Source organism: Serratia sp. JUb9 (assembly GCF_014298095.1).
Taxonomy (GTDB): domain Bacteria; phylum Pseudomonadota; class Gammaproteobacteria; order Enterobacterales; family Enterobacteriaceae; genus Serratia_B; species Serratia_B rhizosphaerae.
Window position 1 is genome coordinate 1,966,750 of record NZ_CP060416.1, and the last position, 21,342, is coordinate 1,988,091.

A 21,342-nucleotide genomic window follows, 5' to 3' on the forward strand; every position below is an offset into this window, starting at 1 on the left:
ATGTTACAGCTTGCCTTGTTGCTATCCGGTGCTGATTTCGTAAGAAGGAATGCCCCGCTGCTGGCGGTAATCGGGCTGTTGTGGGGCGGGTTGGGCGTCTCCATATTTATTGACGGTTTGCAGGGCATTCGCTATTTCCCTCTGCATATCTTTGGCATTCTGCTGCTGATTGAGAGCCTGGCGACGCTGATGCTGGCCCCTGGCGGCGTCGGTGCGCAAAAGGCGGTGCTCTATTTTAAAGGCGGCATTTTTTGTTTTGTTGCGCTGCTGATTTTATCCGGGCGTAACAGCAGTAATCTGTTACTGGCGGTCATTTTTGGTTTTGCCTTCTTTATTACCGGGCTGTTTGTGATGGCCTCGGCCTGGGTGGTGCGCTATCACGGCTGGCGGCGGGCGTTTGCCGCCGGCGTTGCGCAACTGCTGTTCGCGCTGTTTCTTTTCTTCCCGTACCCGACGCACCATCATGGCACCGTTTCGCAGTTTCTTGGCGCGATTATGATGGCCGGCGGCCTGCAGTGCCTGCGGCTGGCCTGGCGTGCATTCCGCCTGCGCGACGGCGCGGCGGTGTTTAATTTGCTGGCACCGGGCGGGCTGCTGCCGGAAACGGCAGCGCCGCCGCAGGAATCAGATCCGTTGCCCTATGACGGCTCGCTGGTGGTGCATATCTGGACGCCGGAAGGCTCGGCAGCCAGTAAACCGATCCGCCGGCCGGTGTTTAACCGCTATATCGCTGCGGTTGACGCCAACGGCGTGATTTCTACCGGCCATGCGGCGTTGGAAATGCCGCCGGAACTGTATATCAGCCTCTATCCGGCGGTGGATATCGACCGCTCGCCGTCGGAATTTTTCAACACCCTGAAGGCAATTCAGGAGAACAACGTCGCCGGGCAGTACCAGCAGAGCTACGCCAGCGAGTCGGCGGCGTGGTGTGAGTCCGACCGCAAGATTGTCTTCCACGACTTTAATCCCGAAGGGCTACGGCGCTACTGGGCCAGCTATCGCCAGGCGGAGGTGTACAACCTGACCTGGCGTAACTGTTCCAGCAGCGTGGCCTACGGGCTGGAGGCGGCGTTGGACGGCGTTTTTGCCCGCGGCGGCTGGCTGACGTTTTTACGCCTGTTTTTTATTCCCGAACTGTGGATTGCCGCCCAGTTGCGCAAGCGCGCCACCACCATGGCCTGGACGCCCGGCCTGGCGCTGGACTATGCCCGGGCGCTGCATGCCATTGTGCATCCGGCGCGCCTGTCATGGCGACGCCGGCGGCGTCAGGATGACGCTTCCTGATGCTTCGCCCGGTAGAAAACGGTGCGCCCTGGCTGGCGGAATACGCCCGGCTGGCCGGCGTGGTCTGGCTGGATAATGACCGCTTTCAGATTCGCAACGTACGCAATTTTCGCTACCGCAGCGTTGCTGAACCGCTGCCGGCGTGGGACGATCGCAGCTTTCGCCTGAGTGAACTGAACGCCACCGATCTGGTGCTTTCTTACTGGGGCGGCAACGCCATTGCCCACGTATTTCTCAGTTTTGGCTTTAGTAACGGGGAGTGGCTGGCGATCTCGATTGAGACCCGTCGCAGGGAGGATCAGCCGTGGTCGGCCATGGGGGGATTTTGGCGCAACTACCCGGTGATCTATGTCGTGGCCGACGAGCGCGATCTGATCGGCGTGCGCAGCGATGTGCGCCACGAACGGGTCTGGCTGTATGGATTAACGCTGACGGCCGAGCAACGTCGGCTGCTGCTGCGTGATTACCTGCTGCGTATTGAGCAGGTGAATGCACAGCCGGAGTGGTATCACACACTGTGCAATAACTGCACCACCAATATTCTGCGTCACGGCCGGGTGGTATCGCCGGCGGTCAAGTATGACTGGCGGCTGCTGCTCAGCGGCTTTGCCGACCGTTACTGTTACCGCATGGGGCTGCTGGACAGCCGGCTGCCGTTTGCCGATCTAAGGCGTCGCAGCCGGTTGCAGCGTCCGCCCGGCGCGCTGATTGACGGCGAGTTTTCCCGGGCGATCCGCCGCGGGCGCTCAACGTGATGCCGTCCGGCGGCTGAGCGACAGCACGGTAAACAGCGCGCACAGCAGCGCGGTCATATACGGCAAACCATGGGTAGCGGCTTCCATCGCTGCGCCTCCCAGCAGCGGGCCGAGCAGGGCGCCGGCGCCCCAGGCGACCGACATGGCGGCATAGATGCCCGCCAACTGCGCGCCGCGAAACCGTGAACCTACCCAGGTGATGGCGACGGTATAGATGCCGACAAAGACCCCGCCCCAGACAAACAGCAGGCAGTAGGCCAGCAGCGGCGTGGTCAGCAGCAGTGGCCACACCAGCGCGCCGAGGGCTGAAATTGCCGCCAGCAGCGTCATCAGGCGGCGGCGATCCACTTTGTCCGCCAGCCAGCCCAGCGGCAGCTGCAGTACGATGGCGCCAAACATCAGCACCGAGATCAGCAGCGTCGCCCGTGATTCACTCCACCCCAGGCTGATGGCGTACAGTGACAGAAAATTCATTCCCGCCACTTCAATCGCGGCGTTGAGCGCGGTGGCGACGATCGCCAGCAGGGCCAGCTGCAGGCTCTGCCGCAGCCCGATCGGCGTCAGCTCTTCGCCTGGCTGCCGCACCATACCGGCTCTGGCGATCAATGGCACGGCGGCCAGGGCGATCAGCGCGCCAACCACAAACGGCCCGGCGCTGTCGCTGCCCATCATCGTCAGGATCAGCGGACCGGAAGCGAACCCCAGCGACATCCCGGCGGTATACAGCGCCATGGTTTTCCCTCTGGCCTGCTCGACGGTGGCGTCATTCAGCCAGGTTTCGGTCAGCACCATAATGATTTCGGTAAATATGCCCAGCCCGAAGCGCAACACAAACCATGCCGGCAGCGGCAGCCAGGGAAACAGCAGAAACAGCAGCGCGATGGCGCTGAGCGAGGCGCACATCAGCGCCAGCGGGCTGAAGCGGCGGAACAGCCGCGGCAGGAACGGGGCGACGGCGAATACCCCAAGGGCGTGCATGGCGGCGTTAAGCCCGATAGTGGTCTCGCCATAGGCGTTATCCGCCAGCTGCAGCGCGATAAGCGGTGCGCTGAGCCCGTAGGTCAGGCTGAAGACCGACACGGAAAAAATGACGGACAGAATGTTACGGTGCGCCTGTTGCATGGACGATCGATCCTTTCTGCAGAGAGCGGCCAGGGGTGACGGTGTGAGGTGTGAAAAGTATAGCAAGTGCGGAGAAAGGCGCGCCGGCGATGCACCGGCGCGGCGCGCGGTTATTTCCTGATGGGAACCACCAGAATATCCGTATGCAGGGTATTAATGGCGTTTCTGGCGGAAGAGAACAGGTTGCCCCAGAGATCCTGATGGTGGCCGAAGATAAACAGATCGATGCCTTTTTCTGCGGCGGCGTATTTCAGCTCATAAGCCAGCTCGCCGCGTCTGATAATAACTTCCGCGATCGGATAGGAGGCGGCCTGCAGCAGCGGCTGCATCTCCGTTCTGATCTTCTCCTCAAACTGGGTTTCGGAGAAGTTCGCCACCGGGCGGCCCAGTTCCGAATAGTAAGAGGCGTGATGCTCATCGACATAAATCAGCGACAGCTTCGCCCCGAGCGCCGAGGCGAGGGCGATGCCTTTGTCGATAAGCAGGCGTTCCTCATCCAGCAGTGAGGTGGCGACGGCGATATGCTGGTAGCTGCTCATAAGGCCTCCTGATTGGTCACTAACGGTACAACGAGGACATCGACGTCGAGATGATTAATCGCCTGCCGCGTAGTGGAGAACAGGTTGCTCCACACGTCGTGATGGTGGCCGAAAATAATCAGATCGATACCGCGCGCGTCGATTTCTTTTCTCAGTTCCGGCAGCAGTTCGCCCGACACGACGATCGAATCCGGTATCGGATAAGACGATTGCTGGGCAATGGCGGCTAGCTGCTTGCTGGCGGTGACTTCGGCGGGCACCTCGCCGCTGTAGTGGTAGGTCTGCAGGCCCAACGCCGAGTAGTAGGGCGCGTGGTGAATATCGACGTGAATTAATGACAGCTTGGCATCACAGGCGTCGGCCAGCGCCGCACCTCTTGCTAACAGTTGCCGGTTGTCGCCGTTAAGGTCGACGGCAATCACGATATGTTGGTAGCTCATGGCGCCTCCTTGGGGTTCTGACCCAATGCAGAGAGCGGTCCCACGCATCCATCCGCTGTTGGCGGGGTATGTAATTAGTTTAGTACAGAAATTACCTGCGGCCCGGCGACCGTTGCAAACGCAGCGCTAAAGGGGGGCATCGGGAGCGTCAATACGGCGTTGCAGAAAATCGATAAACGCCCGCACCTTCTCGGAGACATGGCGGGTATTGGGATAGAGAGCGTAGATGCCCTGTCTGGGAAAACGGTGGTCGGGCAGCAGCCGGGTTAAGGCGCCGCTGGCGATATCTTCCCGCACCAGCCAGGCGGGCAGTAACGCTACGCCCGCGCCGCTGCGGGCAAACGCCAGCAGTGCCGCCGCGCTGTCTGCCATGATTGTGGCAGGGGTGCTGGCCCGGAACAGCACGCTGTCGCCGGCCGGCGTCACCACCTGCCAACTCAGCGGCGTGGCCAGACGGCTATGGGCGATCCAGCGCGCGTTTTGCAATTGCTGCAGGTCCGCGATTGTCCCGTCATGATGCGTCGTCAAGTAATCCGTTGAGGCTACAGGGAAAATATCAAACCACTCCAACAGTTTTGCATGGTGCGTCGAGTCCGCCAGCTGGCCAAGGCGTATCGCCACGTCAAAACGCCCGGCGATCAGATCGTCGTTTTTTGACGAGGAGACGTGTTGAATGCGCAGCTGCGGATGCAGAGCGGCAAACGCCGAGAGCGCGGGCACCACGACGTTGGCGCCATATTCCGGCGTGGTGGTGATGCGCAGTATGCCGTGCAGGCCGCGATGGTCGCTGCGCACATCGTCCAGAATTTTTTCTGCATCCTGCAGCAGCTGCAGACAGCGCAGATAAAAACGCTCGCCGGCATCCGTGACGGCAACTTTCCGGGTGCTGCGGGTGAGCAGGGAGACGCCCAGCCTTTCCTCCAGCTGCTTGATATTAAAACTCACCACCGCCTTGGTCAGCCCCAGCGTCTGCGCCGCGCCGGTAAAGCTGCCGGCTTCCACCACCGCCACAAATATCTCCAGGCGCTGCATATTCAACATGGGTTTTCCTCGCGTGGGTGAATAATTGTCAAAATAATTTTGACAGTGTAACCGCCAGGCGCCGATTTATCTTTTTTTTTATGATTTTATACTACGCGCACTGTGCTGTTTTTTATGGAAAACCTATGAATTACCGGGTGCGTGTCGCCAGCGTCTATCTGCTGGGATTTTTTATCGATCTGGTCAACATGTTTATCGCCAACGTTGCCTATCCGGATATCGGTCGGCAGCTTGATGCGCCGGTCAGTCAGCTGGCGTGGGTGAGCAACGGCTATATTCTGGGACTGACGCTGGTTATTCCCCTGAGCAGCTGGCTGGCAAAACGGATGGGATCAAAGCGCCTGTTGATGCTCTCGCTGGGGGGGTTCATTATCGGCACCTGCGGCGTAGCCGCCGCCGGCAATATTGGACAGCTGATAGCCTGGCGCGTGCTGCAGGGGCTGGGCGGGGGGCTGCTGATCCCGGTCGGCCAGACCATGACCTACGCCCTGTACCGCAGCCATGAGCGGGCCAGGCTCTCTGCCGTCGTGATGCTGGTGGCGCTGATGGCGCCGGCGCTCTCTCCGGCTATCGGCGGGGCGCTGGTCGACAACGTTAGCTGGCGCTGGGTATTTTTGGCCAGCCTGCCCCTGGCGTTCGCCGCATTAATTCTCGCCGCCTGCTGGCTGAAGCCCGACGCCGAGGCCGGCGCGGCCGAACGGCTGGACTTCAGCGGCCTTATCTCGGGTTGCCTGGCGCTGAGCCTGATCCTGTTAGGGCTGACCAACATGGGGGAGTCTGGCCGTCTGGGCGTGGGGGCGATGCTACTGCTTGCCGGTCTGGCGCTGATGGGCGGTTATGTGCGCGCTTCATTACGCAAAACGCAGCCGCTGCTTAACCTGCGCCTGATGCAGGAGCCGATGCTGCGAACCGCGATGCTGATTTATCAGCTGATTCCCGGCATTTTTACCGGCGTCAGCCTGGTTGCGATGCTGTATCTGCAAAATCAGCTGGGTATGCACGCCACGCTGGTGGGGGTGATGATGCTCCCGTGGGCGATCGCCGCGCTTGCCGCTATCTCCCTTACGGGCAAAACGTTTAATCAGCTTGGGCCGCGCCCGCTGTTTATCATCGGCTGTCTGGTGCAGGGGAGCGGTATCGGCTTACTGTCGCTGATTGGCAGCGGCGATGACGTGGTGCTGGCGGCCTCCGCCTACGCGTTGATGGGGTTTGGCGGCAGTCTGTGCAGCAGCACCGCGCAGAGTTCGGCGTTTATACAGGTAGACGATACTGAACTGGCGGATGCCAGCGCGCTGTGGAACATTAACCGCCAGCTCAGCTTCTGTTTCGGCGTCACGCTAATCAGCTTATTGCTTAACGTATTACTCAATATGACCGGTATGCCGGCAGCGCGGGCTTACCACCTATGTTTTGTCCTGGCGGCGGTCAGCACCGTCATCCCCGTTCTGCTCTGCCTGCGGATCGCCAATCGCAGCGTTATTCTTATGCTTAATCAGGAGAAATGATGAACCGTTATTTTCAGGAAGTTTTAGATGCCCATACGCTGATTCGCCGCTGGCTTGGCGATGGCGACAGTCCGGTGGCCATGTGTGACGATTTATTGGCGCGTTTCAGCCTGGATTATTCGATGGTGACGCCGGGCGGCGCACTGCTTGATTTCCCCTCGCTGACTACATTTTTCCGCGCCCAGTGCGGCGCGCGGCCGGGGCTGGAGATTGAAATTGACAACATGCAGCTGATTGCAGAGAGCGCCGCCGGGGCGACCGTGACCTATCAGGAGCGGCAGCAACTGCCGGGCCAGGAGGCGACGCTGCGCTTTTCGACCGTGGTGTTTGAATTGGGGGCGGATAATCGGGTGGTATGGCGCCATCTGCATGAAACCATGCTTCCCCTGTAAGCGCGCTGCCCGCGTAACGCCGATGGTTTGAGCCACGGCGGGTATGGAGCGGGCGGCGTAGCCGAAAGCGTCAAGAAAAGTGAACACCGGACGCCGGTAGCTGGCGTACATTTTGCGAGGTAACTCTCGTTTATTGTTAAGCAGTTGTTGCACGTATGGGCTATTGTTTTCTCTCAGTTTAGTAATCGGAACCCTGTTTCATATTTGAAACTGCGCGGAGAGAACAGATGAATCAACGGGAAATAGAGAGCACGGTTGTTACCGATTTTTCCAAGCGTATGAGCTACGGCGACTATCTGTGCCTGGACCAGCTGCTGGACTGCCAGCACCCGCTGTCCAACCCGCAGCACCATGATGAAATGCTGTTTGTGGTGCAGCATCAGACCTCCGAACTGTGGATGAAGCTGATGCTGCACGAGCTGCAGGGCGCGCGCCAGCTGGTACAACAGGATAAACTCAGCCACTGCTTCAAGATCCTGGCGCGGGTGAAGCAGATCCAGCGTCTGCTGTTCGAACAGTGGGCGGTGCTGGAAACCTTAACCCCGTCGGAGTACGTCGAGTTTCGCAATGTGCTGGGCAATTCGTCCGGTTTTCAGTCGCATCAGTACCGTTCGATTGAGTTTTTGCTGGGGAATAAGAATGCGGCGATGCTGGAGGTGTTCCGCAACGACGAGGGGAAATACGCCGCGTTGAAAGCGATTTTGGACGCGCCGAGCCTGTACGATGAGTTTCTGCTGTACCTGGCGCGCAAAGGGCTGCCGGTGCCGCAGGCCTGCGTGGAGCGGGACTGGACGCAGCCTTACCAGCGCAACCCCGATTTATTGCCGGTGTTTAAAATCATTTATGACAATCCGCAGACTTACTGGGAAGCCTATGAAATGGCGGAGAAGCTGGTGGATATTGAGGAGAGTTTCCACCTGTGGCGCTTCCGGCATATGAAAACGGTGGAGAGGATTATCGGCTTTAAGAGCGGCACCGGCGGCTCCAGCGGCGTCAGTTTCCTCAAAAGGGCGCTGGAGCTGACCTTCTTCCCGGAGTTGCTGGATGTGCGCACCGAGATCGGCAACTGATGGGGCAGGGCGCCGGCGGGTTACATTGCCCGGCGCAATTCTTGCAGGCGATCCAGACAGGCCTGCCAGTATCCGCAGATGATAAGGCTGGCAAGGTGATTTTCGCAGAAGCGATCCATGCGGAGATGGGCGGTCATTAGTTTGCGCAGCAGCGTCAGGTCGGCCTGCGCCAGCGTGCGCCGGCAGGTGAAACGCGGATCGCCCCCGCGGGAAAACTCATTCGTCCAGTCGTAGACAAAGAGAAACTGGCTGTGGCTCAGGGCCTGAATATGGCGCAGCAGAGGCTCATGAGGTACATCGTCAAATCGCCATTGGGCGTCCGGCGGCGGCGTAACGCCCGCAGCGCTGTCCAGCACGGCGTCGATGTCTTCTTTACTCAGTGGGGGGATGGGGGTCATGGGGGAGATGTCCGTGTTTTTAATGGGATGTTTATTGTTTATAAGGAGTTTAACCACTTTTTTTCAGTATAAGCACGGTTCTGCCGGATCGGCGACAATGTCGTGTTCTTCGTAAGCGAAGATATCAACCGAATTTTCTGTGAAGACGTTTTTTTATTTCTCCTGGGTTAATTTCCTTATCTTTATAATATGATGGATTATTTCTTATCGCGTGGGATAATTCATTGAATATAAAATCGTTTGTTTTTAATGGGCCAATCTCAGTAGTTAAATCATAATATCGCTCAATGTCTACTTTGCAATCACCTTCTGAAAACATAACTTTAATAATATATTCCCCGGTTTCGGTTAGGTATACCGTGAAGTCCCAAGGTTGAGAGTGTAACGTTTTAAAACTCACTTTTTACCTCCATTTATTATTACCCTTTTAGCGTGATTATGCTGGTTTCAATTCGGCGATAACTCAAATAGGCTCTCGGCTAATTGCGAGATTCTTTCTCGTTGAGCCAGTTTGGCAAGCCATTCATCAGGAATACCCGAATAGCCATAAAGCGCCCCGGCCAGTTGCCCAGCGGTTGCTGCCACGCTGTCTGCATCATCACCGAGATTTGCAGCCAGTAAAATAGCATCACGGAAATTATCAGTATTCCATACGGCCCACATGGCGGCTTCGAGAGTATCAATGACATAGCCACTGGAACGAGGTACGCCGTACTTCCAGCGTGCGCGCCTGGTAGCGGTATTCGGTGCGGCTGTCGGCGGTCTCTTTGGCGGTCAGGCGGCCCAGCGCGTCATAGCTCAGACGGGTGTGGAGCGGCTGCGCCGCGTCGCCGTCCTGCGCCAGCGGGTACTCGGTTATGGTGCTGACCTGTCCCAGCGGGTTGTAACGGTACTGCCTGCGGCAGCCGGCAAAGTCGCTCTGGGCCAGCAGGCGGTGGCCGGCGTCGTAGTCAAACTGCCAGCGCTCTTTGCATACAGTAGAATGAAGCCATTTTTATCTAGAGGAGGATAGTGTTGAATTTTCCTTTTGTACACGTATCCTTACCTCATAAAAAATTATTTATTCCTCAATAATTCTCTCACCTCCATAAGAATAATTCCTAGCATGTTTCTCCCTGTTCCATTTCCACCATCCCCCCAATAAGAATCATTCTTAGTATGCTCGATAAGAATACTATTGCCGGTTGATAGTAAAGCTTCCTTTAGAAAAACATTCTGGCTAAACTTCGCAAAAACGGCCACTCTCATGACATCGTCTTTTATTATTTCCCAGTCACCAGCTAAAGTATTGTTTCTATCTCTGCCAATTAGTGCGGCATCCATTGGCGACTTTGCTGAGCGTATTCTGTCCTTAATGCTTTGTTTAGAAAACTTCCTTGATTGAAAATAATGCTCTGCAGTGTCCCATTCCTCTCCGTCAAGTGTGAAATCGTGTCTGGAAAAATTAGAGAGAAAACCATATGGCTCGTTGGTTTTATAGAATCTTATTGTCATTGTTATATTATTCTCCCTACTTCTGGTTTAGGATCATCTACGGATTTCCCTGATAATAACATATAATATTTTTCCATTATCTCTTCTGCCATGGAACCAAGATCGAAGTTTTTTATGTGAGGAGGCTCGTTACTTATTCCTTCTGCGGTAAGATAAATTTCGCTTAATAATTTCTTGGGGATTAAATTCTCTGTTTTATAAAGTCTAGTTATGTCATCCAGAGTGAAAATAAGTTTTTTGTATTTGCCTATGTTGAACTCACCACCCATTTTCAAAGGGTATAGAAAGTCCGTCACATCGGATTTTAATATTTCTAACGCATTGTCTTTGTTTACTAACATATTATATAACCTTAATTGCTGAATATGGGATTTCTTGCAATATAGTAACTTCCTGTGCCCAAATTAACCGATGATAGGCTAAACCATCAATCCCAGTAGTTCTAGGAGCATGTTCCCATACTTGAACTTGTAGTGCATTGACTTTATTTAAATCAACTTGAACTATTCCAAAACCACTGTCATATGCCTTAGCTATATCCATGTTTTTTGTGGTTGATATCCATGGGCTATTTTTCCATGGTCCTCCAGCAGCAGCGGAATTGAGCGATAAGGGTTGGTTAGCAACATGTTCAGCCGCAATCCAAGTTCCATCCATTGCTTTACCTTGTATTGATTTACCTGCGGCAATACGTTCTGCATCATGTTTAGTAAGTGCTCGGTATACAATATTTCCTTTATTTTCATGTGCAGATGGCTTGCAGCTTAATCCATATGGGTCCACCCAAGACTGTGGGTTAGGCGCATAAATATAAGTATTCTCCCCACCCGCCAGCCCGATCGGATCTGACTGGGTAAACCTGCTGCAGTTCGGATCGTAGTAGCGGAACAGATTGTAGTGAAGCCCGGAATACTCGCCTCATCAATGAGGCTCGCCCCTTCGGGGCCAGCGCTGAAGCGCTGTTCAAATCAGCCTTAGGCTGATTTGTCCCTGTCCAGATACTGGCCCTGATAGCGCAGGTTCTGTACTGCGGCGAGCGTGCCGTTTTTGGTGTCCCAGCAGGTAGTCAACTTTCAATCCAGCTTTCGTTACCTTTTTCCTTATGGAAGGATAGAAGTTTTGAATCTTTGAACTGAATTAAATTATCTTTTATTACGTTAATTATTTCATCTTTATTGATATCTGAAAATATATTAATTTCATCAGTTAAAAACACAATCAGTAAAGATGATAAAAAGTCATGAGAGGTTAAATAAATGGCGAGCAACTCATTGTACTCAGGGTGAAAGAATACTTCTAAATAATCCACTTCAAAATGACTGGGGATGTTTTTTTCAGTACTTGTTAATTTTTCATATAAAGCATACAGGTTAAATGAATCAAATTCATCAATTTTATTCGTGCTAATTAATGGATTGGAACCGTTAATGTAAAATCCGACCACCCCATTATCTTTGGTTTCAATGAATATAACATTGTCAATAACATCTCCGTCCTCATCCTTTACCTCTATGGTTTGTAATATTTCTTTTCCATAGAGGTTGTTTGATATTTTTTTAAAAAATGAATGGTGATAATTGCTTTTTTCCATTTTATTATCTCTTGTAAATATGATGACGTGCGTTCTTTGTGAAGGAATGTCAATATTTCATTGCTTGAGTTGTTAACTAATACTATAGCATCACCTTTGATATAGGCTCTTGTAGAGTCAATTGTATTCCACTTGAAATTAGGATTTGCTAGGTTAGTATTATCTTCGACAATGTTAAGAATGAAATTTTTCATCCCATCTTTGTCTCCTTTTGCTACGGGAACACCTAGTTTTCTCGATGTTTCATATATGTCCTGAGCATGTTTTTTAAGTTTTTTCTCGAAATTACTACTAAATTTAGGTGTGCAACTCCAACCTAAAGGATCTACCCATGTTAATGGATTAGGAGTGTATTGATATACATTCACCCCACCCGCCAGTCCAATCGGATCTGACTGGGTAAACCTGCCGCAGTTCGGATCGTAGTAGCGGAACAGATTGTAGTGAAGCCCGGAATACTCGCCTCATACATGAGGCTCGCCCCTTCGGGGCCAGCGCTGAAGCGCTGTTCAAATCAGCCGTTGGCTGATTTGTCTCTGTCCAGGTACTGGCCCTGATAGCGCAGATTCTGCGCCGTGGCGAGGGTGCCGCTCTCGGCGTCGGTGGCGCCCCAGGCGGAGAAACGGCCGTGCCAGACGACCTTGCCCTGCGCGTCGGTCATACGCTCCGGCAGGCCGTTGAGTTCGCTGTGGTACCAGTAAATTTCACTGCTGTCGCCGTGGCGGTCGACGCGGGCCAGTGGCTCGTAGCTGTCTTCCTTGTACAGATACTGGGTGCTGCGCTGCGGCTGGTCGGGACTGTGCTCGCCGACCATCTGCAGGCCGTTCCAGTGGAACAGGGTGGTCTGCGGCTCGCCGTGGTGCGGGTAGAGGGTTTTCCGGGTACGGCGCCCTTTTTCTAACGTGTTCCTTTAGTTCGCTTTCCTTAGCCTTTGGTGTGTGGTTCTTTATAGCTTCTTGTGATTCTTGATACTTTTTATTTAATAGGATTTCTGATATTTCTTCGGAAACAATCACCCCAAATCATATATTCAGTGGGTGGGAATTGACTAAACAACAAAGTCTTGGTTTTATCTTCGTCAAATATCACCTCATGACTAGCTATTTCTTGAGTTGTGCCGGAAAGAAACTGACTTTTCGTGGGGAACAAAATAGGTTCCATATAGAAATCGGTTTTTACTGTCATAATTTTATTACCCAAGAACTTTTGACTAAATGCTATATTTGCGTTGCCTACCTATTTGGTTGAATAGCAGAAAATGTCCAGCGAGGATCTTTTTTGCTTGTAACTATTCTATTTTCACAAGTGACATTTCCTGTTCCCAAGTGTTTTTACTTTTGAATAGGATGCTACCATGATTTTAATGAGTTTATTGTTTCCACCGTATAAACCACAATGCCTCTTTTTTTTGCATGGTTTAAAAAGTTCTCAGCTAATTTTTCAGTGAAAAACAAAATACTACTTCCTGCCTCAGGCATGTAATGATTAACAATAAATAATGGGATATCTTCACAAATTAAGTAAGATATAACACTGTCGGGAATTTTTCTTTCATCTGTTATGTTAAATAAAATAGGCTTTTCAGATGTATCATTTACAGCTAAACCTCTTTTCTTTCTCAGCTCGTTTTTTTTAGAGGTTATAGCGTAATTTTCAATTTCTTTGTCTATCGTCCACATCCTGTGGGAAGATATACAATCCTTTTCTATTAATGCTATTGGCTTTGCATAAACGCTTGTCAGTGGCGTCATAAAAACTTGCGCCTTTGATGAAGTCATTGATAATTTCTTTGGCTACAGGTGAATCAAATCCGTACGGCCCATAAAAATCGATATCGAAGTCATACTGATAGCAAACGCAAGTTATGATACTATCAAACCTATCAGAAACTATCCTATTCCAATCTGGAACTGGGAAATTTATTATTCTCTCATTATCTACCATGTAAAATAACCCCTTAACTTTTACGGTTAATGGAGTGAACATGACCAGAGTCATGATGTTTTAGTATGTTTGGTAAACCTGCATTCAGAATGACCATCTGGATGTTCAAACTTTCACCATGAAAAACATGTTTAGCATTAATTTTGGGAGCACACCTAGCCATTCCCAGTGGATCCACCCAACTAATCGGATCCAGGGTATGCGATTAGATAGGTAGGCAGATGATACTGACGAAACGTGTGGTATCGTCTGCTTCCAGCAGAGAGTGCTCAGGGGGGATTAAAGATACGCTAGTTTAATTTAATGAACAGAGATTAAACAATGAAGGATCGGGAATGTTTTTTAGAGAGATAAATAAAATAAAACGATAAGAAAATGGGAAGTTAAAATACTCCCCAGTATTGAAGAATTATATCATTTCCATCGTTCATCTAAATATGGTTCAATTGAATTTATGACAATGAATTCGGCAGAACATAATAAATACCTCCCCTCGTCGTTATTGACGGTAAAAACTATTTTATTATCTGGTTTTTTTATTTCTGGTGTGCATGTAAAACCAATTCGTTTACCTTGCAGGTTTAGTTCTTTTATACCTACAAGTGTTAATTTTATAGATAGTCCATTAAATTCTAATTTTTTCCATTTGTCTGGCGTTTTTTTGGGGATATTCCTCGTGTTGAAACATATTCTTATTTTTGAAAGGTCATAAAATAGAAAGCTTTCAAGTTCAGATTCATCTAAAGATAACTCATTGTTAAACATGAATTTAATATTTTCTTTTCCATGGGCGTAATCAAACCACATAATTATAATCCTCGAAGAAATTCATAGTGATCATATGTGATCTTACCCAGCAATAGTAGACACGCGACTAAGTGAGTAAACTCTCAAGCAAGAGGTGACTCACATGACAAAACCAGCATCAACCACTAAAAAGCCACGCAAGCAACATACACCTGAATTCTGCGACGAAGCCCTGAGACTGGCTGAACGCATTGGTGTGGCTGCAGCCGCCCGCGAACTCAGCCTTTATGAGTCGCAAATTTACACCTGGCGTAGCAAGCGGCAGCAACAGGCAACGTCCTCTGAACGTGAGAGCGAACTCGCCGCTGAGAATGCCCGCCTCAAACGCCAACTGGCTGAACGGGACGAGGAACTGGCCATTCTCCAAAAGGCCGCGACATACTTCGCCAAGCGCCGGAAATGAAGTATGTCTTTATCGAAAAGCATCAGGCTGAGTTCAGTATCAAAGCCATGTGCCGGGTACTGCACGTCGCCCGCAGTGGCTGGTATGCCTGGCGTCAGCGTCGTCACCAGATAAACCGGCGTCAACAGTTCCGACTTGTCTGCGATGATGCGGTTCGACAGACCTTTGCCAAGGCAAAACAGCGTTATGGAGCGCCTCGTCTTGCTGATGAACTGCCGGAGTACAACATCAAGACTATCGCCGCCAGTCTGCGTCGTCAGGGGCTGCGGGCGAAAGCCTCGCGCCGGTTCAGCCCGGTTAGTTACCGTGAGCATGGTCTGCCACTATCCGAGAATCTGTTGAAGCAGGACTTTTACGCCAGCGGTCCGAATCAAAAGTGGGTGGGTGACATCACGTATCTGCACACCGGTGAAGGCTGGCTGTATCTGGCGGTGGTGATTGACCTGTGGTCGCGGTCAGTCATTGGCTGGTCGATGTCCTCACGGATGACGGCACAGCTTGCCTGCGATGCACTGCAGATGGCGTTATGGCGGCGCAAACGCCCGGAAAATGTCATCGTGCACACAGACCGAGGTGGCCAGTGCTGTTCAACGGATTACCAGAGCTTACTGAAACGGCATAATCTGCAGGGCAGTATGAGCGCTAAAGGTTGTTGTTACGACAATGCCTGTGCGGAAAGCTTCTTTCACTCACTGAAGGTGGAATGTATCCACGGGGAGGACTTTGCCAGCCGGGAAATAATGCGAACGGCAGTGTTTAATTATATCGAGTGCGATTACAATCGCTGGCGTCGTCACAGTGCCTGTGGCGGTCTTAGCCCGGAACAGTTTGAAAACCAAAACCTCGCTTAGGGCCGTGTCCACATTACGTGGGTAGGATCAGTCGGTATAGTCGGTAATGCGCAGCAGGCTGTCCCAGCGGTGTTCGGTGGTGCCGCCGGACAGGCAGGTGACGCTGGCGCGGCGGGCAGATAATGATTTTTAATCTTTTAGTTTTATGGGGTTGAATATTACTATTTCTTTTTTTTCTTTCTTTACGTCACAAGGTAAACATCCAGTTTTGAATATATCAAAAATTGATTTAAGAATAGATACTTTTTCCTCACCTAATAAGTATCTCTGAGCTGATGTCATATTGAGAATATATATTGTCTCATCGCTAAATTCTTTTTTAAGTCATCGTGTTTGTTATTTACAGGTAAGCCGGTCTTTTTTTTAAAAATTCCTTTCTTTTTCTAATGTGTTCCTTTAGTTAGCTTTCCTTAGCCTTTAGTGTGTGGTTATTTATTGCCTATTGTGATTCTTGATACTTTTCATTTAATAGGGTTTCTGATATTTCTTCGGAAAAAATCACCCCAAATAATATATTCAGCGGGTGGGGGTTGACTAAACAACAAAGCATTGGCTTTATCTTCGTCAAATATCACCTCATGACTAGTTATTTCTTGAGTTGTGCCGGAAAGAAACTGACTTTTCGTGGAGAACAAAATAGGTTCCATATAGAAATCGATTTTTACTGTCACAATTTTATTGTTTGTTTTCCATTTAATAACTGGTTATGTTAAAATGTTAAATCGCTCGCTTTTAACAAAGACAGAAGTTACTAATTTCCACTCATATTTTCCTCATGGGAATATCCAGCTCTAGTTGGATTTCTTCTATAAGGGAGAGGTAAATTATGGCATTCTCATTACACATTCGCGAAGACGTTTTATTAGTTCAGGTTTTTTAAGGCAATCAATAGGTTTTAGTCCTTCTAATGCAGGGACACTTTGTTCGATCCACCATAGAGATTCTTTTACTCCTCTTTTACCATAAATAACAACAGCCAAGTCAAGGTTTCCGTTCAACCTTTTGGCAATCATACGAGCATTGTCGTCTAAATAATCTTCGGCGTAAAAGTCAGCATACCTTTTCCATTTTTCATCGCCTGCGTAATAAAACTCTAATGAAGACATTATCTAAAATCCCAAAAATGATATTAAATTAGAACCAGTAGGATTTCTTGCTGACGGTGCAAGTATACCATCATAACCTTGTGTTTTCGCCCAATGACCAATTTGATGTGTAATAGTATAGTCATTACTAGTAAGATCGCCTAAGGAAACCCCTAACTTATCTCTTACGTTAGAACGAGTTAAGTCTAGCACATTGTTTAATTGAACTTTTTTACTTATTAAAATCCTACGAGATAGGTCAACATTCCAGTGAGTCACCTCAGATAACGCGGTTTTACGTGAGTTTGCGCCATATACACCACCTAAACCTTCATCAGTATATCTATGAGAAGCCATAATATTCCATTTATGTGTGGTCCAAGTAGTATTTATTCTGTCTGGTTCTTCAAATCTGTAAATTGTTCGATTAACTTTTCTGCCTTTAGGAGGTGTGTGGCACTTTATCAACCCCAACGGATCCACCCAGCTAATCGGATCCGGGGTATACGCGTAGGTATTCTCCCCGCCCGCCAGTCCGATCGGATCTGACTGGGTAAACCTGCCGCAGTTCGGATCGTAGTAGCGGAACAGATTGTAGTGAAGCCCGGTTTCCCTGTCCAGATACTGGCCCTGATAGCGCAGATTCTGCGCCGTGGCGAGCGTGCCGCTCTCGGCGTCGGTGGCGCCCCAGGCGGAGAAACGGCCGTGCCAGACGACTTTACCCTGCGCGTCGGTCATGCGCTCCGGCAGGCCGTTGAGTTCGCTGTGGTACCAGTACACCTCGCTGCTGTCGCCGTGGCGGTCGACGCGGGCCAGCGGCTCGTAGCTGTCTTCCTTGTACAGATACTGGGTGCTGCGCTGTGGCTGGTCGGGACTGTGCTCGCCCACCATCTGCAGGCCGTTCCAGTGGAACAGGGTGGTCTGCGGCTCGCCGTGGTGCGGGTAGAGGGTTTTCCGGGTGCGGCGTCCGAGCGCGTCGTAACGGTATTCGGCGCGCTGATGGCGGCTGTCGCCGTCGAAGGTGACGGCGGTCAGGCGGTGTTCGGCGTCGTACTGAAAACGCTGCTCGACGCCGGTATTGCCGTCGCGGCGCCAGCTGAGCCGGCCGAAGCCGTCATAGCCCCAGCGGTGGCCGTTCAGGCGCTGCAGCAGGTTGCGCCAGACGGTGACGGCCGGGCCATCGCTGCGGTTGCCGGCGGCGTCGTAGTAAAAACGCTCCTCGCGCTGCGGCAGGATGCTGTGGGTCAACTGCCCACGGGCGTCATAGCCGAAGCGGCGCTGCTGGAACTGCGGCCCGTCGGTGAGGTTGTCGTTCTCAATCAGCTTCTGCTGCACCACCAGGTCCTGACGGTCCCACTGGTAGCGGCGTTCGAACACCAGCGGGTGGCTGCGTTCGCTGCTGGCGCGGCGCAGGGTGATGCGTCCGACACTATCGTAACGGGTCTCCTGAGTGACGGCGCCGAGGGTGCAGGCGACTTCCCGGTGCAGCTTGTCGCGCTGCCAGCCTGCGATGTCGTGCCGCTGGCCGGCGGCCAGCAGGGCGGTCTGCAGCAGATGGCCGCTGCCGTAGCGCAGCTGAGTCAGGGTGCTGCCGTCGGGCATCTGGGTGGCACTCAGGTTGCCGAGCGGGTCATGGCTGTGCTGCCAGCGGCCGCTGTGGTTCTCTTCGGCGCACAGGTTGCCGGCGGCGTCGCGGCTAAAGCGCAGCGTCTCCGGCCAGTCGGGCTGCTCGCCGCGCGCCTGCGCCTGCTGCCACAGCGCCAGCGGGGTGCGCCGTACTTCCAGCGTTCGCGCCTGGTAGTGGTATTCGGTGCGGCTGTCGGCGGTCTCTTTGGCGGTCAGGCGGCCCAGCGCGTCATAGCTCAGACGGGTGTGGAGCGGCTGCGCCGCGTCGCCGTCCTGCGCCAGCGGGTACTCGGTTATGGCGCTGACCTGTCCCAGCGGGTTGTAACGGTACTGCCTGCGTCGGCCGGCAAAGTCGCTCTGGGCCAGCAGGCGGTGGCCGGCGTCGTAGTCAAACTGCCAGCGCTCGTTGTTGGGGTTGACCAGCGCGGTGAGACGGCCGAAGCGGTCGTACTGATAGCGTGTCTCGATGCCGGCCGGGTCGACGGCGCAGGTTATCTGGCCGCGCACGTTGCGCTCGACGCGGCGTTCGGAGAAGGCGTCGATGTTCTCGCGGCAGGGCAGACCGGCGTGGTCGTAGTCGTAGCGGGTTTCCCGGCCGTCGGGACGCACCAGCGCCTGCAGACGTCCGGCGGCGCTCCAGCGGTAGCGGGTGGCGTTGCCTTCGGCATCGCAGGTGCGGAGCAGATTGCCGGCGTCGTCATACTCGCGGCGGCTCTGGTGGCCGGAGCAGTCTTCGTCGCGGGTCAGCTGGCCGAGGGCGTTCCACCAGAACTGCTGGGTATTGCCGAGCGGGTCGGTGCGGGTCAGCAGGTCGCCCTGGTCGTTCCAGGTAAAGCGGCTGACGTTGCCGAGCGGGTCGGTCATCTCCACCACGTCGCCGAACGGGTTGTAGCGGTATTGCCAGCAGGCGCCGTCGGGCAGCACCTCTTTTAACGGCAGCGCCCAGGCGGGGTGCCAGGTGGTCTGGGTGGTGTTGCCGAGCGGGTCGCGCACCAGTATCAGGTTGCCGCGCTCGTCATAGCCCAGCTCCCAGCGCTGGTCGTCGGGGGTGATGACGGCGCTGAGGTTCTCGCGCAGGGCGGCCCAGCGGAAGCGCCAGCGGGCGCCGTAGCTGTCGGTATAGTCGGTAATGCGCAGCAGGCTGTCCCAGCGGTGTTCGGTGGTGCCGCCGGACAGGCAGGTGACGCTGGCGCGGCGTGCGGCTTCGTCCGCCTCCAGCAGCCAGTGCTCCAGACACTGCAGCTGCGCGTCCAGCACCAGATACTCGCTGACGCGCCAGTGGTCGCCGTCCGCCGCGCGCTGCCAGCGGTAGCTGACGCGCAGATCGGTGGCGTAGCTGTGCCAGGCCAGCAGGCCGCTGGCGTCATCCCAGCCGTAACGGCGGGTGACGATGGCGTCGGCGTCGCGCACCGCAATCAGCTGCCCCTGCGGGTTGTAGTCATACTGCACCAGCAGGCGTTTTTCCTGTCCGACGTGCTGATGCACCGCAAGCAGACGGCCGTTGCGCGCGTCGTAGCTGAGCTCGACCTCCAGCGCCTGGTTGTCGCTGGAGATGGTGACCAGCTGGCCGGCGCTGTTCCAGGCGAAGTGGTGGCAGTTCTCGTGGCGGTCATAAATGCGCGCGATGCGCCATTCGCCGACGCGGGCAGGATCCGGCTCGTACAGCTGGTGTTCGCCCTCGGCGGTCTGCAGCAGCATCACGCCCTGCAGCGAGCAGTAGAGGGTAAAGCCGTCTTCGGTAAAGCGAATGACGTCGCCGGGGGTGACGTTGCCGAGGCCGGTCTCGCGGCCGGAGGCGTCGCGCAGGATAAACTGCGGCTGGCCGTTGTCGTCCAGCATGCGCAGCAGGCGGGTTTCGAACGGCAGCATCCAGCCGACGCCGAGCATGCCGGCGGCGCGGTTGCGGCTGTTGTACAGGCGCTGCCAGTAAAGCGGGATGCGGTCGGGGAGGGTGAAGTCAAGCTCCTCCTCGCCGGCGAGGATTTTGGCGCCGGTGGGGATATGCACCGGATGGCCGGTCTGGGTGGCGGCCACCAGCGTTGTACCCACGGCAGCGCCGGCGGCGTTGCCCGCCAGATCGGCGGCGGCCACGGCGGCCAGAGCGCAGCCGGCATCCTTCAGCGCCAGACGGGGCATTACGCGGCGGAACAGCGACTGACTGAGCGCCAGGCCCTGCTTGCCCAGGCCGCCAATCAGGCCGCCGGCAAAGTAGGCCAGCGCGTTTTTACCGCTGCGGATATCGCGCACCACGATGCCGTCGCCGCCAATGCGTACGCGCGGGTTGTCCGCCACCTCGATCTTGGCTTCGCAGGTGCTGCGGTCGCCGTTGCGTGCGGCTGGGTGGCCGTTGATCAGCACCTTCTTCGAGCCTTCGGCCAGGAAGTTGACGTTCTCCGCCATATGGCCCTTGGTGCAGGCGACGGTGTCTTTGTTGGCCGGGGTGGCGTACGGGCTGGCGCTCTCGACGGTGGGCTGGGTGATGTCGTCCCAGACGTCGCCGAGCCAGTTTTTCACCGATTCGCCGTCGATGCTGGCGATCTTGTCGATCAGCGGGCCGGGATGCATCACGCTGGAGATGATGCCGCCGGCCACCGCCAGGGCGCTGTCGATCAGGCCCGGGCCTTCTTCAGCGCCAACGTCGGGACTGTTGAGAAAATCGTGGTCGACGGTGCCGGCGGCGCGGGCCGCCGGTTTGCCGTTCATATGGACGTTGTCGGAGCCGCTGGTGATAAAGGCGTCGGGCGGGCCGGTGCCGATCAGCGTATCCACCAGCGCGCCGGCGGCGGTGCCGATTTTCTCCGGAATGCCGGACACCATGGCGCCGGCGACTAGGGCGAAACCGACCGGTGCGCCGAGCCCGGAGGAGATCAGCGCGGTGGCGCCGGCGTAGATGCCGGCATAGATGGCGCCCTCAACCAGGCCGCTGACAAAGTCGGCCAGCAGCGAGCTGTGCACCAGCGGGTCGCCGAGACTCGCGGCGGTTAAATCAGACATC

At 54.0% G+C, this 21,342-nt stretch carries 23 protein-coding genes and 3 pseudogenes; 6 read left to right on the plus strand and 20 right to left on the minus strand.

What is annotated here, in order from left to right; all coding sequences use genetic code 11:
• Together HF675_RS09285 and HF675_RS09290 are read left to right on the plus strand one after the other, a co-directional pair.
• Nucleotides 1-1,284, plus strand: a complete 1,284-nt coding sequence (locus HF675_RS09285; RefSeq protein ID WP_111736848.1) for an MFS transporter — start codon at nt 1-3, stop codon at nt 1,282-1,284.
• Complete coding sequence (locus HF675_RS09290; RefSeq protein WP_187044471.1) at nt 1,284-2,039, plus strand: DUF4105 domain-containing protein; 756 nt, start codon at nt 1,284-1,286, stop codon at nt 2,037-2,039. Before HF675_RS09285 ends, HF675_RS09290 begins: the two co-directional genes overlap by 1 nt.
• Here the strand turns inward: HF675_RS09290 and HF675_RS09295 are convergent.
• From HF675_RS09295 to HF675_RS09310, 4 genes are all read right to left on the minus strand, one after another.
• The gene (locus HF675_RS09295; protein ID WP_160030649.1) at nt 2,031-3,161 is read right to left on the minus strand and encodes an MFS transporter; all 1,131 of its coding nucleotides are present in this window, start codon (nt 3,159-3,161) and stop codon (nt 2,031-2,033) included. The two genes, HF675_RS09290 and HF675_RS09295, sit on opposite strands and share 9 nt — an antisense overlap.
• Nucleotides 3,162-3,271: 110 nt before the next feature.
• Nucleotides 3,272-3,700 carry a universal stress protein gene (locus HF675_RS09300; RefSeq protein ID WP_105231650.1) on the minus strand — a complete coding sequence of 143 codons (429 nt, stop codon included), beginning with the start codon at nt 3,698-3,700 and terminating at the stop codon, nt 3,272-3,274.
• Entirely contained in the window at nt 3,697-4,140 is a 444-nt protein-coding gene (locus HF675_RS09305) for a universal stress protein (RefSeq protein ID WP_105231649.1), read from the minus strand. Before HF675_RS09305 ends, HF675_RS09300 begins: the two co-directional genes overlap by 4 nt.
• A gap of 126 nt (nt 4,141-4,266) precedes the next feature.
• Nucleotides 4,267-5,181, minus strand: coding sequence for a LysR family transcriptional regulator (locus HF675_RS09310; RefSeq protein WP_187044472.1), 915 nt, complete (start codon nt 5,179-5,181; stop codon nt 4,267-4,269).
• A gap of 125 nt (nt 5,182-5,306) precedes the next feature.
• Between HF675_RS09310 and HF675_RS09315 the strand changes: the two genes are divergently transcribed.
• From HF675_RS09315 to kynA, 3 genes are all read left to right on the plus strand, one after another.
• Complete coding sequence (locus tag HF675_RS09315; RefSeq protein ID WP_187044473.1) at nt 5,307-6,686, plus strand: MFS transporter; 1,380 nt, start codon at nt 5,307-5,309, stop codon at nt 6,684-6,686.
• Nucleotides 6,686-7,078, plus strand: a complete 393-nt coding sequence (locus HF675_RS09320) for a DUF4440 domain-containing protein (protein ID WP_160031446.1) — start codon at nt 6,686-6,688, stop codon at nt 7,076-7,078. The genes HF675_RS09315 and HF675_RS09320 overlap by 1 nt, the downstream gene beginning before the upstream one ends.
• A 227-nt stretch (nt 7,079-7,305) precedes the next feature.
• Nucleotides 7,306-8,148, plus strand: a complete 843-nt coding sequence (gene kynA / locus HF675_RS09325; RefSeq protein ID WP_105231645.1) for a tryptophan 2,3-dioxygenase — start codon at nt 7,306-7,308, stop codon at nt 8,146-8,148.
• A gap of 20 nt (nt 8,149-8,168) precedes the next feature.
• Here kynA and HF675_RS09330 read toward each other — a convergent pair whose 3' ends face one another.
• From HF675_RS09330 to HF675_RS09380, 14 genes and pseudogenes are all read right to left on the minus strand, one after another.
• The gene (locus HF675_RS09330) at nt 8,169-8,546 is read right to left on the minus strand and encodes a DUF6508 domain-containing protein (protein WP_105231644.1); all 378 of its coding nucleotides are present in this window, start codon (nt 8,544-8,546) and stop codon (nt 8,169-8,171) included.
• A 124-nt stretch (nt 8,547-8,670) separates the two neighbouring features.
• Nucleotides 8,671-8,946: a hypothetical protein gene (locus tag HF675_RS09335; protein WP_187044474.1), complete on the minus strand. Its 276-nt coding sequence runs from the start codon at nt 8,944-8,946 to the stop codon at nt 8,671-8,673.
• A gap of 47 nt (nt 8,947-8,993) precedes the next feature.
• Nucleotides 8,994-9,317 (minus strand): annotated as a pseudogene (locus HF675_RS09340) (ADP-ribosylglycohydrolase family protein); the annotation flags it as partial.
• Entirely contained in the window at nt 9,226-9,477 is a 252-nt protein-coding gene (locus HF675_RS23940) for a hypothetical protein (RefSeq protein ID WP_187044719.1), read from the minus strand. The pseudogene HF675_RS09340 and the gene HF675_RS23940, both read right to left, overlap by 92 nt.
• Before the next feature lie 125 nt (nt 9,478-9,602).
• Nucleotides 9,603-10,040, minus strand: coding sequence for an NADAR family protein (locus HF675_RS09350; RefSeq protein WP_187044475.1), 438 nt, complete (start codon nt 10,038-10,040; stop codon nt 9,603-9,605).
• 2 nt (nt 10,041-10,042) lie between these two features.
• Nucleotides 10,043-10,381: a hypothetical protein gene (locus tag HF675_RS09355; protein WP_187044476.1), complete on the minus strand. Its 339-nt coding sequence runs from the start codon at nt 10,379-10,381 to the stop codon at nt 10,043-10,045.
• A gap of 1 nt (nt 10,382) precedes the next feature.
• On the minus strand, nt 10,383-10,823 hold the full coding sequence (locus HF675_RS09360) for a hypothetical protein (protein ID WP_370569833.1): 441 nt from the start codon (nt 10,821-10,823) through the stop codon (nt 10,383-10,385).
• Nucleotides 10,797-10,949: pseudogene (locus HF675_RS23945) on the minus strand (RHS repeat-associated core domain-containing protein); the annotation flags it as partial. The gene HF675_RS09360 and the pseudogene HF675_RS23945, both read right to left, overlap by 27 nt.
• A 157-nt stretch (nt 10,950-11,106) precedes the next feature.
• Complete coding sequence (locus tag HF675_RS09365; RefSeq protein ID WP_187044477.1) at nt 11,107-11,631, minus strand: hypothetical protein; 525 nt, start codon at nt 11,629-11,631, stop codon at nt 11,107-11,109.
• Nucleotides 11,550-11,999, minus strand: coding sequence for a hypothetical protein (locus HF675_RS23950; protein WP_370569834.1), 450 nt, complete (start codon nt 11,997-11,999; stop codon nt 11,550-11,552). Before HF675_RS23950 ends, HF675_RS09365 begins: the two co-directional genes overlap by 82 nt.
• 6 nt (nt 12,000-12,005) lie before the next feature.
• Nucleotides 12,006-12,068, minus strand: a pseudogene (locus HF675_RS23955) (hypothetical protein); the annotation flags it as partial.
• Nucleotides 12,069-12,145: 77 nt separating this feature from the next.
• On the minus strand, nt 12,146-12,445 hold the full coding sequence (locus HF675_RS23960; RefSeq protein WP_370569835.1) for an RHS domain-containing protein: 300 nt from the start codon (nt 12,443-12,445) through the stop codon (nt 12,146-12,148).
• A 535-nt stretch (nt 12,446-12,980) separates the two neighbouring features.
• Nucleotides 12,981-13,382, minus strand: coding sequence for a hypothetical protein (locus HF675_RS09375; RefSeq protein ID WP_187044478.1), 402 nt, complete (start codon nt 13,380-13,382; stop codon nt 12,981-12,983).
• 607 nt (nt 13,383-13,989) lie between these two features.
• Entirely contained in the window at nt 13,990-14,382 is a 393-nt protein-coding gene (locus HF675_RS09380; protein WP_187044479.1) for an Imm50 family immunity protein, read from the minus strand.
• A 103-nt stretch (nt 14,383-14,485) separates the two neighbouring features.
• Here HF675_RS09380 and HF675_RS09385 point away from each other — a divergent pair.
• Nucleotides 14,486-15,636 (plus strand): IS3 family transposase gene (locus tag HF675_RS09385; protein ID WP_187044480.1). Its coding sequence is split into 2 segments (ribosomal slippage): nt 14,486-14,744 and nt 14,744-15,636, totalling 1,152 coding nucleotides; the frame shifts between segments, so codons are not numbered across the junction.
• Between the two features lie 824 nt (nt 15,637-16,460).
• On the opposite strand, the gene HF675_RS09390 is transcribed toward HF675_RS09385, so the two are convergent.
• Nucleotides 16,461-16,742 carry a hypothetical protein gene (locus HF675_RS09390; RefSeq protein ID WP_071823838.1) on the minus strand — a complete coding sequence of 94 codons (282 nt, stop codon included), beginning with the start codon at nt 16,740-16,742 and terminating at the stop codon, nt 16,461-16,463.
• A gap of 3 nt (nt 16,743-16,745) precedes the next feature.
• Nucleotides 16,746-21,341 (minus strand): RHS repeat-associated core domain-containing protein, encoded by a 4,596-nt coding sequence (locus HF675_RS09395; protein ID WP_187044481.1) that lies wholly within the window; start codon nt 21,339-21,341, stop codon nt 16,746-16,748.
• Nucleotide 21,342: the final 1 nt, after the last annotated feature.